This window comes from Spongiactinospora sp. 9N601, assembly GCF_044326295.1.
GTDB lineage: Bacteria > Actinomycetota > Actinomycetes > Streptosporangiales > Streptosporangiaceae > Spongiactinospora > Spongiactinospora gelatinilytica.
Genome location: NZ_JBIRBB010000005.1, coordinates 165746 through 178732, shown reverse-complemented (window position 1 = coordinate 178732; position 12987 = coordinate 165746). Strand labels below are relative to the sequence as shown.

The following is a 12987-nucleotide window of genomic DNA, read 5'->3' as shown; positions in this document are numbered from 1 at the left end:
GGGCTGTGTCAACCTAGCCTGACAACGTGGACATCGAGCGGATCTCCGAGAGCATCAGGTCCGGCGACCCGGCGGTCTCGCTGCGCGCGGTGACCGCGCTGCACCGGCTGGCCGAGCGGGTCGAGGCCCATTCCGTCGCGGCGGCCAGGGAGCAGGGCTGGACCTGGGAGCAGATCGGCGACGCGCTCGGCGTGTCCCGCCAGTCCGTGCACGCGAAGTACGGGAAGTGAGGCCCCGCATGCTGGGACGATCCAAGAGCCCGTTCGCCATGGTGGTCGACGCCGCGCTGGAGGAGGCCCGGCGGCGCGGCGACCGCCGGTTGAGCACCGAGCACCTGCTGCTCGGGCTGCTGCACGAGCCGGGTGTGGCGTGGGCGTTCGGGGTGGACCTCGCGACGGCCCGCGCCGGGCTCGACGACCTCGACCGGGTGGCGCTGCGCGCCCTCGGCATCGAGGTGGGCGACCTCGGCGAGCTGCTGGACCACCCGCCCGCGCCGCCCAGGCACCCACCGCTGCGGCCCTCCTCGATCACCTCGACCGCGCGCGACGCGCTGCGTCAGGCGGTGAACGCGACGACCGTGCGGACCCGGCGGGCCGCGCCCGGCCACCTGCTGCTGGCGCTGCTGTCCTGCGAGCCGCCCGACCCGGCCGCCGAGCTGATCGGCCGGCTGGGCATCGATCGCGCGGCCGTACGCGGACGGTTGGTCTGAAGGAAAATTTCCACTAACCATCCAGTTTAGTTATTTATCACCATGAGTCATGAAAGGCCGATACTGTGCTCGCCGTCGGACCCCCCGATGGAGGAGCTTTCATGACCTTCGCCCTGCCCCGATTAGTCGCCGCGGTATTCGTGGCGCTCGCGATGTTCACCCCGGCCGCTCACGCCTCGGCCGATCCCGTTCCGGACGCGTTCGCCGAGGCCGCCGCCGCCCATGACGTGCCCCGCGACCTGCTGGCCGCGGTCGCCTACGCCGAGACCCACCTCGACGGGCATGGCGGCAAGCCCAGCGCGAGCGGCGGTTACGGGGTGATGCACCTGGTCAGCAACCCGACCGCGCACACCCTCGAACGCGCCGCCGAACTCACCGGCGAGCCGGTGGCCGCGCTGCGCGCCGACACCGCCGCCAACGTCCGCGGCGGCGCGGCCGTGCTCCGCTCCTACGCCGACCAGGCGGGGCTCGACGCCGCCGCCCGCAAGGACGCCGGCCGCTGGTACACGGCGGTCGCGAGGTACGGCAACGCCAAGGCCCCCGAGGTCGCCCGCCTGTACGCCGACACGGTCTACGAACTGCTCGGTACCGGCTTCTCGGCGAAGGGCGTCACGGTCGCCGCCCAGGAGATCATCGCCGACCGCGGGCCGTACGCCGACGTCCGCGACCTCAACGCCCGCGACGACCGGAACGGGTTCGCCGCCGCCGACTACCCGCCGGCCGCCTGGGTGCCCGCCGATTCCGGCAACTACACCGCGGCGAACCGCGAGTCGAGCCACGCCATCGACCGGGTGATCATCCATGTGACGCAGGGCTCCTACGCCGGGGCGATCTCGTGGTTCCAGAACCCGAGCGCCAACGTCTCCGCGCACTACGTGATCAGGTCGTCCGACGGCAAGGTCACCCAAATGGTCCGCGACAAGGACATCGCCTGGCACGCGGGCAACTGGGACCACAACACCCGGTCCATCGGCATCGAGCACGAGGGGTTCGTCAACGACGCGTCCTGGTTCACCGACGCGATGTACCGCTCCTCGGCCGCGCTGACCCGCCACCTGTGCGACAAGTACGGCATCCCCAAGACCCGCGCCAACATCATCGGCCACAACCAGGTCCCCGGCGCCACTCACACCGACCCCGGGCCGCACTGGAACTGGACCACCTACATGCGGTACGTCACCGGCGGCGACACCCCCGAATGGCGTACCACCGTGGACAACGCCACGGCGGGCGGCTTCACCGCGAGCGCCGAGTGGAAGACCTCGGCCTACTCCGGTCAGAAGCACGGCGCCGACTACCGCTTCGCCGACCCGGTGGCCGCGAGCGACCCGGCCTGGTTCCGCGCCACGATCCCGAGCGCCGGGACGTACCAGGTGGAGGTCTGGTACCCGGCCGACCCCGGCTACAACGGATCGGCCCCCTACATCGTGGCGACCACGAGCGGGAACAAGACCGTCTACGTGGACCAACGCGCCGGCGGCGGCACCTGGCACCCCCTCGGCGTCTTCCCCCTGGCGGCCGGTACCCACGACGTCGTCGCCGTGAGCCGCTGGGCCTCCGGTACCGGCCTCGTGATCGCCGACGCCATCCGCATCACCCGCCCCTGACCGGGCACACCCCCCTTGGCACGGCCGGTATCCACGGTGTCGTCGCGGTGAGCCGCTGGGCCTCCGGTACCGGCCTCGTGATCGCCGACGCCATCCGCATCACCCGCCCCTGACCGGGCACACCCCTCTTGGTGCGGCCGGCACCCCCTGGCAGGGCGCCGGCCGTATCCCCGGCCCGTTGAAAAGTACTCGCGGCCCGAACGCCCTTCGCGGGGCGATGATCGGTAGTCTGGGTGGCAGGCGACGTCATCGGGGGTGGCGGGTGATGGCGATGATCGATGAGGTACTTCCGGCCTGGCGGCACGGGGAGCGGCATCGGATGACGATCGACGCGCCGCGGGCGGCGGTGATGCGCGCGGTCGAAGAGGTGACCTGGGGGGAGGCGCCGCTGTTCCGCGGGCTCATGACGCTCGCGTCGTTCGGCCGGGCGCGTCCGCCGGCCGATGCCTCGATCCTCGACCGGCTCACCGCCCGTGGTTTCGCCGCCGGCGGCGGTTTCGCGGTGGTGGGCCGCCGGCCGGACGAGGTGGTCGTCGGTGTACTGGCCCCCTACTCGCTGCGCGGCATCACACCGCTGGAGGGCGAGCCGCTGGAGGAGTACGCCCGCTTCGACCGGCCCGGCTATCGGGCGGCGATGAACTTCCATTTCGCCGACGGCATCCTGACCACCGAGACGCGTGTCCAGCCCACCGACCCTCGTTCCAGCCGCATCTTCCGCCTCTACTGGCTGGTGGTCCGCCCCTTCAGCGGCCTCACCCGCCGCGCCTGGCTACGCGGCATCCAAAAACGCGCCCTCGCGGGCTGAACCCCGGCCGATCACCTGCACGAAGCGGCCCGGCGATCCAGAGGGCCACCGGCGCCCTCATTCGACCCCTTTTCAAACCAGACCACCCGCCCATTGCCACGCGGGCCGTGGCCCCATGTGTCCGCACGCATGCCGACGAGGGCCAGGCCCCAGCCACCTTGTTCCATCGCCTCGTCTTCCGTCGCCTTCCCCGCCGCTCGCGGGACGGACCGAGAGCCCTCGTCGGTGACTTCGACCCGCACCCATTTCTCGTTCGCCGCGATGACCAATCCCACCCGGCCGCCCGGCTCTCCGGATGAGGTGTGCCGGACCGCGTTGCTGAACAGCTCTGACACCATAAGGAGAAGATCGTCGAGGATGCCGGAGTTGAGATGGGGATTGGCACGCCACAGGCCCCGGAGCAATTCCCGCGCCACACCGGCGTTCTCCGAAGTGCCGGGCAGGGTGACGGTCTTCCATATCAACCCATTAGGGGCATTCCCCGCTGTGTAGAATGGTTGTCTCATTATCGTCATGAGCCTGTCCGGTCCTTTGGCGAGTGAGGTCGGTGTGCCTACTTTGGCGCAGGTCAGCGGATCGGGTCTCTAGACTTCGGCGGACTTCCGCGAACAGTTCTCTGGAAGTGTGTATCTGTCGGTGTGACTCTGTGTTATTTATGGGGTGCCGTCTGTCATGGATGGGAGGGCGAAGTGACGGAAAATCCCCCCATGGCCCCGAAACGCCGGAAAAGCGGTTCGGTCGTGAATTGCGCAGGGTCCGTAAGGATGCGGGGCTGTCTCAGACGCGGGTCGGCCGGGTGTATGGATGTTCGGCAAGCCTGGTTTCCAGTGTCGAGCGGGCCACCCGAGTACCACAACCGGATTTCGCGCGAGGGCTTGATCGGCTGTTCGGGCTGAATCAGTTCTTCACCCGGCTGGCGAGAGGCATCGGCGAGCCCCTGACCAGTGGACCGGAATGGTACGCGAGATGGATCGACGAGTTCGAGCCCGGGGCCCATACGTTGCGCTCGTGGGATCCGCTTCTGATCCCTGGCCTGCTTCAAACGGATGACTACGCGCGCGCGGTCATAGCAGGCGATCTCACTCGCCCCAGGGACGTCGCTGATCGTGTCGCAGCTCGAAAGGCCCGCCAATTGATATTGGATCGCGATGATCCGCCGGAACTGTGGGTTCTCATCGACGAAGGGGTGATCCGGCGATTGATCGGCACGCCGGCCATCATGGCAGCCCAGCTCGACCGGTTGCTGGAGCTGGCCGAGCGACCGAACATCACCATTCAGGTCGTGCCCTTTGGCACCACGACGACCGCCGGGATGATGAGCGGTTTCATCATCGCGCAACTCGACGGAGGCCAGACCGCAGTATCCATCGAATCCGCCGGGGAGGGCATGGTGAGCGTCAACGCTGAACTTGTATCGGCTGTTTCGCGCCGGTATGACAGACTGCGGGCGGAAGCGCATCGCCCAGATGATTCACTCAGGCTGATCGAGGAGGCCCGAGGTCGATGGCGGCAGTAGGCGCGAATCTCACGGGTGCCGGGTGGCGGAAGAGTTCCCACAGTGGCGGCAGTGGAGGGAACTGTGTTGAGGTGGCAACCGACCTCGGTGGCCTAGTCGGCGTGCGTGACAGTAAGGATTCCGCTGGGCCGACCCTGTGCTTCTCCTCCGCGGAATGGCGGGTGTTCCTCGGGCGGGTGAAGGCCGGTGAATTCGGTTAGTCCGTAACACTGCGACAGGGGTGTCAAGCGATCGGCCTTGACACCCCTGTCGCATGTCTGGAGGGCTAACCAAGATCGGCGCATCGGTGGATTGACGGATGTCGGAGTTGCGAAAATTGTCAAGAATGTCATCCCGCTGTGCATCGCACCTGTCAAGTGAGAGGCTTGGAGGGTCCGTAATGATCGCCGACTGGGGAGTGACCGACTTGGAGACCGCGGAGTATCTGGATGCGGCGCTTGACCGTGGGCGGCGGCACGCCGGGCCCATGGTGCCGCGCATGATCTTAGGCGCGCGTCTGCGGGCGCTGCGAGAGACTCGGGGGATCTCCCGGGAAGAGGCCGGCGATGCGATCCGCTCGTCACATTCTAAGATCAGCCGGTTGGAGCTGGCCCGGATCGGGTGCAAGATCCGGGATGTGGCCGACCTGCTCACCCTCTATGGCGTGACCGATGAGCCCGAGCGGGCCACCCTGCTCGAACTGGCCCAGCACGCCAACACCCCCGGCTGGTGGAGCGCGTACTCCGACGTGACGCCGCACTGGCTGCACGCCTACCTCGGGCTCGAACAGGCGGCCAGCCTGATCCGCACCTATGAGGTGCAGTTCGTGCCCGGTCTGCTCCAGACCGCCGACTACGCCCGGGCCGTCATCGCGCTCGGTGACATCTTCGTCTCCCAGGCCCGCATCGACCGCGGTGTCGAACTTCGGATGGGCCGTCAGCAGATCCTGCACGCCGCGCACCCGCCGCGGCTCTGGGCGGTGCTCGACGAGGCCGTGCTGCGTCGTCCGATCGGTGGCTCCACCGTGATGCGCGCCCAGGTACGGCATCTGATCGAGGCGGCCGGGCTGCCGCACGTCACCATCCAGATCCTGCCGTTCAGCGCCGGCGGTCACGCGGCGTCCGGCGGGCCGGTGACCATCCTGCGGCTGCCCGAGCGCGACCTGCCCGATGTCGTCTACCTCGAGCAACTGGCGAGCGCCACCTACCCCGACCGCCCGGCGGACGTCGCGCACTACACGCACGTGATGAACCGCCTGGCCACGGAGGCCGCCCCGGCCGTCGAGACGCCCGACATCCTGCGCCGCATCCTAAAGGACACCTAACCTCATAACGCCGCACTCCACCCGATAGCGTGCACTGGTGAGTGAACCAGTGGAATTGGTGATTTTCGACTGCGACGGCGTGCTCGTGGACAGCGAGCACATCGCCACGCGGGTGCACACGGCGATCCTCAACGAACTCGGCTGGCCGCTCACCGAAGCCGAGGTCGTCGAGTTGTTCATGGGCCGGACCAGCAAGTCGATCAACGAGCTGACCGAGGAACGGCTGGGCGGCGAGGTGACCGCGGAGGTCGAGAAGCGCTTCATGCGGCTCTACTGGGAGGCGGTGGAGGCCGAGCTGACCCCGGTCGCCGGCATCGTCGAGGCGCTGGACGCGATCACCCTGCCCACCTGCGTCGCCTCCAGCGGCAGCCACGCGAAGATGCGCAGGACCCTCGGGAAGACCGGGCTGTACGCGCGCTTCGAGGGCCGGATCTTCAGCGGTACCGAGGTCCCGCACGGCAAGCCCGCGCCCGACCTGTTCCTGTACGCGGCGCGGCGCTCGGGCGTCGAACCAGCGCGCTGCGTGGTGGTCGAGGACAGCCGCTTCGGTGTCGAGGCGGCCCGCGCCGCGGGCATGCGCTCCTTCGGATACGCCGGCGGGCTCACCCCCGCGGCCCGGCTGGAAGGCCAGGACACCATCGTGTTCACCGACATGCGCGAGCTGCCCGCCCTGATCGCCGCGCTCTGAGCCGGAGAACAGGTCAGGGCGTGAGGATCGTCTTGCCGATGGTCGTCCGCTCGTCGTGGGCGCGATGCGCGGCGGCGGCCTCGGCCAGCGGGAACACCGCCCCGGCCACCGGCCGCAGCCGCCCCGCCGCGGCGTGCTCGAAGACCTGGCCGAGCAGCGCGGCGATCTCCTCCGGAGGCAGCAGCACCGAGGCGAACCCGCGGACCGTGAGCCCACGCTGGAGGATGTCCGCCACGTCGAACGCGGGGGGCGTGCCGCCGGCCGTACCGTAGAGGACCATCCGGCCGGTGCCGGTCGCGAGCAGGCCGAACGCCGTCCGCGCGATCTCCCCGCCCACGGTCTCGAAGACCACCTGGACCTCACCGCCGGCCGCCTCGCGTACCGCGTCGCCCCAGCCGGGCAGCCCGTAGTCCACCACGGCGTCCGCGCCGTTGGCCTTGGCCGCGGTCAGCTTGCGCGCGCCGCGCGCGGCGGCGATCACCCGGGCCCCGGCCTGCTTGGCGAGCTGCGTGAGCAGCCCGCCCACCCCGCCCGCGGCGGCCTCGACGAGTACCGTCTCACCCGGCCCGACCTCGCCCGCGGCGAACGCGCCGACGGCGGCGACCCCCGAGGAGAGCAGCGCGAGCCCGGCGTGCGGGTCCAGGCCGGCGGGCAGCGGGTGCAGCGACCCCGCAGGGATCGCGGCCAGCTCGGCGTAACCGCCGCCGCCCGGGGTGAGGGCCAGCACCCGCCTGCCGGTCCACTCCGGGTCGGTGTCCGGGCCGGTGGCCACCACCGTCCCGGCGAGCTCGAACCCCGGCGTGAACGGCAGCGGCAGCGCCACCCCGGGCATCAGGCCCGCCCGGATCTGGGTCTCGACGTGGCTGATCCCGGCTGCCTCCACCCGGACCAGCACCTCGCCCGGCCCGGCGACCGGATCGGGGACCTCCTCCAACCGGAGCACTTCGGCCGGGCCGTACCCATGAAAACGAATGGCACGCATTTCGTCCGCCTCCTGACGTATCGACTCGTCGGAGACGGTATCCAGAAGGTACTTGTTACTTCAACGATACTTACTTACCATCGGGCAGGTGAAGGAGCCACTCGATCCGGAGATGTTCGATCCGGCGTGCCCGTCCAGCGCGATGCCGATCCGGATCGGCGACAAATGGGCCGCCATGGTGATCGTGTGCCTGGAGCACGGCCCGCGCCGGTTCTCCGAGCTGCGGGTGCCGATGCGGGGCGTCACCCCGAAGGTGCTCACCCAGACGCTGCGCGCCCTGGAGCGCGACGGCATGGTCACCCGCACGGTCTATCCGGAGATCCCGCCCCGGGTGGAGTACGAGCTGACCGACCTGGGGCGCACCATGTTCGGGCCGATCGCGGCGTGCCGGGCGTGGGTCGACGCGCACCTGGAAGACCTGCTCCGCGCCCGCGCGGCGTACGACCGCGAGACCCCCTCAGCGGGTGGAGCCTAACTTCCTGGAGATCCGCAGCGCGGCCTCGGCCACCTGCGGCCCGAGCGTGCGCACCCGCGCCGCGGTGATCCGCGAGGTCAGCCCGGAGACCGAGATGGCCGAGGTCACCATGTTGGCCTGGTTGAAGATGGGCGCGCCGACACACCGCACCTCCGGCTCGTTCTCCCGGTCGTCCACCGAGTAGCCGCGCTGCCTGATCCGGCCCAGTTCGGCGCGCAGGCTCGCGCCGTCGGTGATCGTGTACTTCGTCACCGGGGGCATCCCGGCCGCCACGACGTCATCCACCACATGGTCGGGCTGCCAGGCCAGGATCGCCTTGCCGACCGCGGTGCAGTACACGGGCGCGCGGCTGCCGATCCGCGAGGCCATCCGCACGTTGGTGGCGTTCTCCACCTTGTCGATGTAGACCACGTCCGGCGGGTCGTAGACCACCAGGTGGACGGTCTCGCTCACCTCCAGCATCAGCCGGTGCGACTCCTCCGCGGCGACCGTGCGCAGGTCCAGCCTGGCGAGGTACGCCTGGCCGAGGTGCAGCGCGGCGGGCCCCAGCCGGTAGGCCCCGCTCCTGCGGTCGCGCACCAACAGGCCCGCCTCCAGCAGCGGCGTGGTCAGCCTGAGCACCGTGCTCTTCGGCAGCCCGACCGCCTCGGCGAGCCGGGTCAGCGACAGATCGGCTCCCGCGTGGTCGCGGACGTGCTCAAGTACGGCGAGCGCCCGCCGCAGTGAGGCCGACCGGTTGCGCTCGGCGGGGGTTTCGTTCGTCACCGGTTCAGAAGGTAGGAGCGGTTCCCGGCAAAGTCACGTATGCACAACATCGTTGTGCAATGCAGAACAAACCGGTCGTGCTCTTCCGGTGCTGTGGACGCGCTCTTAGGGTCTGCCGCCATCGGGAGGTTTTAGTGAAGATTCTTAACTTGGCCGTGACCGGCGCGGCTCTGGTGATGCTGGCGGCCTGCGCGCCGTCCACCGCCCCGACCGCGACCGGTGGTGATGAGAAGTCGGGCACCCTGCGCGTGTGGCTCTTCGACGAGCCCAACCGGGCGCCCAAGGAGAAGGTCGTCAAGGAGGCCATCGCAGAGTTCACCGCCGCCAACGCCGGGACCTCGGTCGAGGTCACCTACATCCCGACCACCCCGGCCCGGCACGAGAGGTTCAAGGGCGCCTTCAACGACCCGGCGAGCGCCCCCGACGTCGCCGAGTACGGCAACACCGACCTCGCCGAGTACGCCGCGGCGGGCGGTTTCGCCGACCTCGGCCCCGACCTCGCGAACTGGTCCGAGCGCGGGGACATCTCCGCCGACCTGTTCCAGTCCGCGACCGTGGACGGCAAGCTGTACGGCGTGCCGTGGTTCATCGGCATCCGCTCGCTCTACTACCGCACCGACGTCTTCAAGGAACTGAAGCTGGACCCGCCGAAGTCCATCGCGGACCTCACCAAGGCGGCGCGCACGATCCGTGAGAAGAAGCCCGATCTGTACGGCATCGCGGTGGGCGGCGAGTACACCTTCGGCGCACTGCCCTTCGTCTGGGACGCCGGCGGCGACATCGAGAAACTGAACTCCCCCGAGTCCCGCAAGGGCGTCCAGGCCTACACCGACCTGCTCAGCGACGACGTCTGCCCGCCGCAGGCGTGTGCCAGCCTGACCGGCGGCAAGACCGTCGAACTGTTCGCCAGCGGCAAGGCGGCGATGGGCATCCTCGGCAACTTCAACCGCTCGGCGGTGGACGCGGGCGCTGCCGCCGGCAAGTACGAGGTCATGCCGCTGCCCGGCGCCGAGCCCGGCTCGGTCGCGCCGGCCTTCGCGGGCGGCAACAACCTGGGCGTGATGAAGAGCAGCAAGCACCGGTCGCTCGCGGTGAAGTTCCTCCAGTTGCTGTCCGGCAAGTCCTACCAGCTCAAGATGTACGAGGCGATGGGCAACCTGCCGACGCTCAGCACGGCGCGCGAGGAACTGGCCGCCAAGGACCCCTTCCTCAAGCCGTTCCTGGACACCGTGGCGGCGGGCACCAAGTTCGTGCCGATCGACCCGGCCTGGGTGAAGATCGACAACCAGAAGGTCATCCCCACGATGCTCCAGAAGATCGCGACCAAGCAGTCGAGCGTCGAAGAGGCGACCGAAGAGGCGGCAACGGCGGTGAACGCCGCGTTCGGACGGTCATGACCCACACCCCCGCAGCGCCGCTCGCCGGGCGTGTACGGCACGCCCGGCCCCGGGCGACCCGGCGGGGCCGCGGGCGGCCCCTGCTCTACCTGCTGCCCGCAGCCGCGGTGCTCGTGCCGCTGTTCGGCTACCCGATCTACATGCTGGGCCTGCTGTCGGTCTTCGACTACCGGCAGGCCCAGGTCAGCGGCGGTGAGCCGACGAGGTTCATCGGCCTCGGCAACTACGCCACGCTGTTCGGCGACGAGCGGTTCTGGTCCATCCTCCTCCAGACGCTCGTCTTCGCCGTGGCGCTGGTGGTCGTCACGCTCGCCGTCGGCGCGACCCTCGCCGTGGTGCTGACCCGCGCGGGACGGTGGCCGCGGCTGCTGCTGTCGCTGGCCGCGATGGCGGCCTGGGCGGCCCCGGCGATGACCGGGTCCACGGTGTGGATGTTCCTGTTCGACGCCGACCTCGGCCTGGTCAACCAGGTGCTCGGGCTGGACGGCTTCAACTGGTTCTACGACAAGTGGGTCGCCTTCGGGGTGATCGGCGCGACCGTGGTGTGGCATTCGTTCCCGCTGGTCATGGTCACGCTGTACGCGGGCATCCAGGCCATCCCGCACTCGGTGCGCGAGGCCGCCTGGCTGGACGGCGCGTCGGAGTGGCAGTCGTTCTGGCGGATCATCCTGCCGATGCTGCGCCCGCTGGTCACCATCGTGGTCATCCAGTCGATCATCTGGGACTTCAAGATCTTCACGCAGATCTACGTGATGACCAACGGAGGCGGCATCGCCCTGCAGAACTCCGTGCTCAACGTCTACGCCTACCAGACCGCGTTCGGTTCCTCGGAGTACGGTCTCGGCTCGGCCATCGGCGTGGTCATGACCCTGATCCTGCTGGTCATCACCATGTTCTACATCCGTGCGCTGTACCGGACGGGGGAGCGGCTGTGAAGCGGGCCCGCTTGGCCGCCAACACGGTGGCGATCGTCGCCGCCGTGGTCACGTTCTTCCCGATCTACTGGATGGCGCTCTCCGCGCTGAAGCCCGCGGGGGAGATCCAGTCGCTCCAGGTGCGTCCCTGGACGCTGGCCCCCACCCTGGAGCACTTCCAGCGGGTGCTCGGCGGCGAGAACTTCGCCCGCTACCTGCTCAACAGCCTCATCGTGGCGCTCGCCGTGGTGGCACTTTCGGCCCTGGTGGCGTTCCTGGCGGCGGTGGCGGTCACCCGGTTCACGTTCAGGTTCAGGACCACCGTGCTGATCATGTTCCTGGTGGCCCAGATGGTGCCGGTGGAGGCGCTGACCATCCCGCTGTTCTTCCTGGTGCGCGACATCGGTACGGCGGTGCCCGGCGTCGGGCTGAACACGCTGGGCTCGCTGGTGCTCGTCCATCTGGCGTTCTCGCTGCCGTTCGCGATCTGGATGATGCGCGGCTTCGTGGCGGCCGTGCCGGAGGCCCTGGAGGAGGCCGCCATGATCGACGGCGCGAGCCGGCCGGTCGTACTGTGGCGCATCCTGTTCCCGCTGGTCGCCCCCGGCCTGATCGCCACCAGCGTGTTCTCCTTCATCACGGCCTGGAACGACTTCATCTTCGCCAGGACCTTCATCATCTCCGCCAAGGACAACCAGACCCTGCCGGCCGCCCTCCTGGTCTTCTTCAAACCGGACGAGAACGACTGGGGCGGCATCATGGCCGCCTCGACCCTGATGACGATCCCGGTACTGATCTTCTTCGTGGCGGTGCAGCGCAGGCTGGTCGCCGGACTCGGCGGCGCGGTCAAGGACTGACGCCGCCCGGTGGGGAAAGCGTCCTCATGGGCCTGCCTGGGGGTGGCACGCTCATGAGGACCCCTCACCCCGCCTGCCCTCACCCTCGCCGAGCTGCCGCACGATCCGCGCCCGCTCCGACTCCAGCGCCTCGATCAGCGCGTTGTGCTCCTCCCGCTGGCTCAGCGCGGACGCGTCGTCCGCCGCGTCCTTCGGGCCGTCGACGCCGCTCCCCAGGTCATCGCGCAACCGCGCGAGATCGTCATCGATCTGACGCAACCTGTCCCGCGGGTCTTCGGTGGACATCGGACCCTTCCCCTCTCTAGCCCTGCCACATCAGACCTCCCCTACCCACCCCCGGCCCGCCTAGCCCACGCCGCCTACAGACCAAGATGCAGCCGTAGCGCACCGTCGAGCATCTTCAGCTCGCGCGGTGTGAGCCGCCCGATCCGGTCGCGGATCCGCTGCGGCGACACCGCCCGTACCTGCTCGGCCTGCGCCTTGGAATCGGCCCGCAGGCCACACGTACGTGCGGGAATGAGTACCTGGAACGGGAGCACACGCCGGATGTTCGACGTGATCGGCACCACGGTGACAACACCCCTGCCGCCGATCTCGGCAGACCGGTTGGCGGCGTCATTGCTGACCACGACAGCGGGACGGGACTTGTCCGTTTCCGAACCCTGCACCGGGTCGAACTCGACCCAGTAGACGTCACCTCGGCGCATCGGCCAGCCCGTCTCCGCTCGCCGAGTCCCACAACGCGGCGTCGTCGCCGTCGTCCCATTCCGCGAAGGCGCTCGTGTACGCGTCTTCCAGGCGGGCCATGCGCAGCATGTCGACCGCGTGGTGGAGGGCGGCGGAGCGGGACGAGGCGTTGCTCTGCGAGATGTAGTCGTCGAGGAACTCCACATCCTCCTCGGGGAGGCTGACGCTCAGCTTCACAATCACACCTCTGATGCTACCTCTGGTACTACCTCCTTGGCTACC

The 12987-nt window shown here is 69.2% G+C and carries 18 protein-coding genes; 12 read left to right on the top strand and 6 right to left on the bottom strand.

Annotated features, from left to right (window positions below; all coding sequences use genetic code 11):
• The first annotated feature begins 26 nt into the window (after window positions 1-26).
• From ACH34R_RS13195 to ACH34R_RS13180, 4 genes are all read left to right on the top strand, one after another.
• Window positions 27-230 carry a helix-turn-helix domain-containing protein gene (locus ACH34R_RS13195; protein ID WP_397561664.1) on the top strand — a complete coding sequence of 68 codons (204 nt, stop codon included), beginning with the start codon at window positions 27-29 and terminating at the stop codon, window positions 228-230.
• 8 nt (window positions 231-238) lie between these two features.
• Complete coding sequence (locus tag ACH34R_RS13190) at window positions 239-709, top strand: Clp protease N-terminal domain-containing protein (protein ID WP_397561663.1); 471 nt, start codon at window positions 239-241, stop codon at window positions 707-709.
• 101 nt (window positions 710-810) lie between these two features.
• Complete coding sequence (locus tag ACH34R_RS13185; RefSeq protein WP_397561662.1) at window positions 811-2316, top strand: N-acetylmuramoyl-L-alanine amidase; 1506 nt, start codon at window positions 811-813, stop codon at window positions 2314-2316.
• Between the two features lie 265 nt (window positions 2317-2581).
• A complete protein-coding gene (locus tag ACH34R_RS13180; protein ID WP_397561661.1) occupies window positions 2582-3121 on the top strand; it encodes a hypothetical protein in 540 nt (179 codons plus the stop codon).
• Window positions 3122-3132: 11 nt separating this feature from the next.
• On the opposite strand, the gene ACH34R_RS13175 is transcribed toward ACH34R_RS13180, so the two are convergent.
• Window positions 3133-3585, bottom strand: coding sequence for an ATP-binding protein (locus ACH34R_RS13175; RefSeq protein ID WP_397561660.1), 453 nt, complete (start codon window positions 3583-3585; stop codon window positions 3133-3135).
• Between the two features lie 212 nt (window positions 3586-3797).
• Here ACH34R_RS13175 and ACH34R_RS13170 point away from each other — a divergent pair, with 212 nt between their 5' ends.
• From ACH34R_RS13170 to ACH34R_RS13155, 4 genes are all read left to right on the top strand, one after another.
• A complete protein-coding gene (locus ACH34R_RS13170; RefSeq protein WP_397561659.1) occupies window positions 3798-4637 on the top strand; it encodes a Scr1 family TA system antitoxin-like transcriptional regulator in 840 nt (279 codons plus the stop codon).
• Window positions 4625-4837, top strand: coding sequence for a DUF397 domain-containing protein (locus ACH34R_RS13165; RefSeq protein ID WP_397561658.1), 213 nt, complete (start codon window positions 4625-4627; stop codon window positions 4835-4837). Before ACH34R_RS13170 ends, ACH34R_RS13165 begins: the two co-directional genes overlap by 13 nt.
• A gap of 179 nt (window positions 4838-5016) precedes the next feature.
• Window positions 5017-5940 (top strand): helix-turn-helix domain-containing protein, encoded by a 924-nt coding sequence (locus ACH34R_RS13160; RefSeq protein WP_397561657.1) that lies wholly within the window; start codon window positions 5017-5019, stop codon window positions 5938-5940.
• A 37-nt stretch (window positions 5941-5977) separates the two neighbouring features.
• Window positions 5978-6628 (top strand): HAD family hydrolase, encoded by a 651-nt coding sequence (locus ACH34R_RS13155; RefSeq protein WP_397561656.1) that lies wholly within the window; start codon window positions 5978-5980, stop codon window positions 6626-6628.
• 13 nt (window positions 6629-6641) lie between these two features.
• On the opposite strand, the gene ACH34R_RS13150 is transcribed toward ACH34R_RS13155, so the two are convergent.
• Window positions 6642-7610: a zinc-binding dehydrogenase gene (locus ACH34R_RS13150; protein WP_397561655.1), complete on the bottom strand. Its 969-nt coding sequence runs from the start codon at window positions 7608-7610 to the stop codon at window positions 6642-6644.
• Window positions 7611-7698: 88 nt separating this feature from the next.
• Between ACH34R_RS13150 and ACH34R_RS13145 the strand changes: the two genes are divergently transcribed.
• Window positions 7699-8085 (top strand): winged helix-turn-helix transcriptional regulator, encoded by a 387-nt coding sequence (locus tag ACH34R_RS13145; protein WP_397561654.1) that lies wholly within the window; start codon window positions 7699-7701, stop codon window positions 8083-8085.
• Here the strand turns inward: ACH34R_RS13145 and ACH34R_RS13140 are convergent.
• Window positions 8068-8850: an IclR family transcriptional regulator gene (locus tag ACH34R_RS13140; RefSeq protein ID WP_397561653.1), complete on the bottom strand. Its 783-nt coding sequence runs from the start codon at window positions 8848-8850 to the stop codon at window positions 8068-8070. The genes ACH34R_RS13145 and ACH34R_RS13140 overlap by 18 nt on opposite strands.
• Before the next feature lie 134 nt (window positions 8851-8984).
• Between ACH34R_RS13140 and ACH34R_RS13135 the strand changes: the two genes are divergently transcribed.
• The 3 genes from ACH34R_RS13135 to ACH34R_RS13125 are packed head-to-tail and all read left to right on the top strand — an operon-like array spanning window position 8985 to window position 12018.
• Window positions 8985-10247 carry an extracellular solute-binding protein gene (locus ACH34R_RS13135; RefSeq protein ID WP_397561652.1) on the top strand — a complete coding sequence of 421 codons (1263 nt, stop codon included), beginning with the start codon at window positions 8985-8987 and terminating at the stop codon, window positions 10245-10247.
• The gene (locus ACH34R_RS13130) at window positions 10244-11182 is read left to right on the top strand and encodes a carbohydrate ABC transporter permease (RefSeq protein ID WP_397561651.1); all 939 of its coding nucleotides are present in this window, start codon (window positions 10244-10246) and stop codon (window positions 11180-11182) included. The genes ACH34R_RS13135 and ACH34R_RS13130 overlap by 4 nt, the downstream gene beginning before the upstream one ends.
• Entirely contained in the window at window positions 11179-12018 is an 840-nt protein-coding gene (locus tag ACH34R_RS13125) for a carbohydrate ABC transporter permease (protein WP_397561650.1), read from the top strand. The genes ACH34R_RS13130 and ACH34R_RS13125 overlap by 4 nt, the downstream gene beginning before the upstream one ends.
• A 51-nt stretch (window positions 12019-12069) precedes the next feature.
• Here ACH34R_RS13125 and ACH34R_RS13120 read toward each other — a convergent pair whose 3' ends face one another.
• The 3 genes from ACH34R_RS13120 to ACH34R_RS13110 form a co-directional block, all read right to left on the bottom strand.
• Window positions 12070-12303: a hypothetical protein gene (locus ACH34R_RS13120; RefSeq protein WP_397561649.1), complete on the bottom strand. Its 234-nt coding sequence runs from the start codon at window positions 12301-12303 to the stop codon at window positions 12070-12072.
• A gap of 74 nt (window positions 12304-12377) precedes the next feature.
• On the bottom strand, window positions 12378-12725 hold the full coding sequence (locus ACH34R_RS13115; protein WP_397561648.1) for a type II toxin-antitoxin system PemK/MazF family toxin: 348 nt from the start codon (window positions 12723-12725) through the stop codon (window positions 12378-12380).
• A complete protein-coding gene (locus tag ACH34R_RS13110) occupies window positions 12712-12948 on the bottom strand; it encodes a ribbon-helix-helix domain-containing protein (protein WP_397561647.1) in 237 nt (78 codons plus the stop codon). Before ACH34R_RS13110 ends, ACH34R_RS13115 begins: the two co-directional genes overlap by 14 nt.
• Window positions 12949-12987 lie beyond the last annotated feature (39 nt).

Coding starts and splice junctions, on each gene's coding strand:
- ACH34R_RS13190 (WP_397561663.1), top strand. CDS start 239: ATGCTGGGACGATCCAAGAGCCCGTTCGCCATGGTGGTCGACGCCGCG.
- ACH34R_RS13185 (WP_397561662.1), top strand. CDS start 811: ATGACCTTCGCCCTGCCCCGATTAGTCGCCGCGGTATTCGTGGCGCTC.
- ACH34R_RS13180 (WP_397561661.1), top strand. CDS start 2,582: ATGGCGATGATCGATGAGGTACTTCCGGCCTGGCGGCACGGGGAGCGG.
- ACH34R_RS13170 (WP_397561659.1), top strand. CDS start 3,798: ATGGGAGGGCGAAGTGACGGAAAATCCCCCCATGGCCCCGAAACGCCG.
- ACH34R_RS13165 (WP_397561658.1), top strand. CDS start 4,625: ATGGCGGCAGTAGGCGCGAATCTCACGGGTGCCGGGTGGCGGAAGAGT.
- ACH34R_RS13160 (WP_397561657.1), top strand. CDS start 5,017: ATGATCGCCGACTGGGGAGTGACCGACTTGGAGACCGCGGAGTATCTG.
- ACH34R_RS13150 (WP_397561655.1), bottom strand. CDS start 7,610: ATGCGTGCCATTCGTTTTCATGGGTACGGCCCGGCCGAAGTGCTCCGG.
- ACH34R_RS13130 (WP_397561651.1), top strand. CDS start 10,244: ATGACCCACACCCCCGCAGCGCCGCTCGCCGGGCGTGTACGGCACGCC.
- ACH34R_RS13120 (WP_397561649.1), bottom strand. CDS start 12,303: ATGTCCACCGAAGACCCGCGGGACAGGTTGCGTCAGATCGATGACGAT.
- ACH34R_RS13115 (WP_397561648.1), bottom strand. CDS start 12,725: ATGCGCCGAGGTGACGTCTACTGGGTCGAGTTCGACCCGGTGCAGGGT.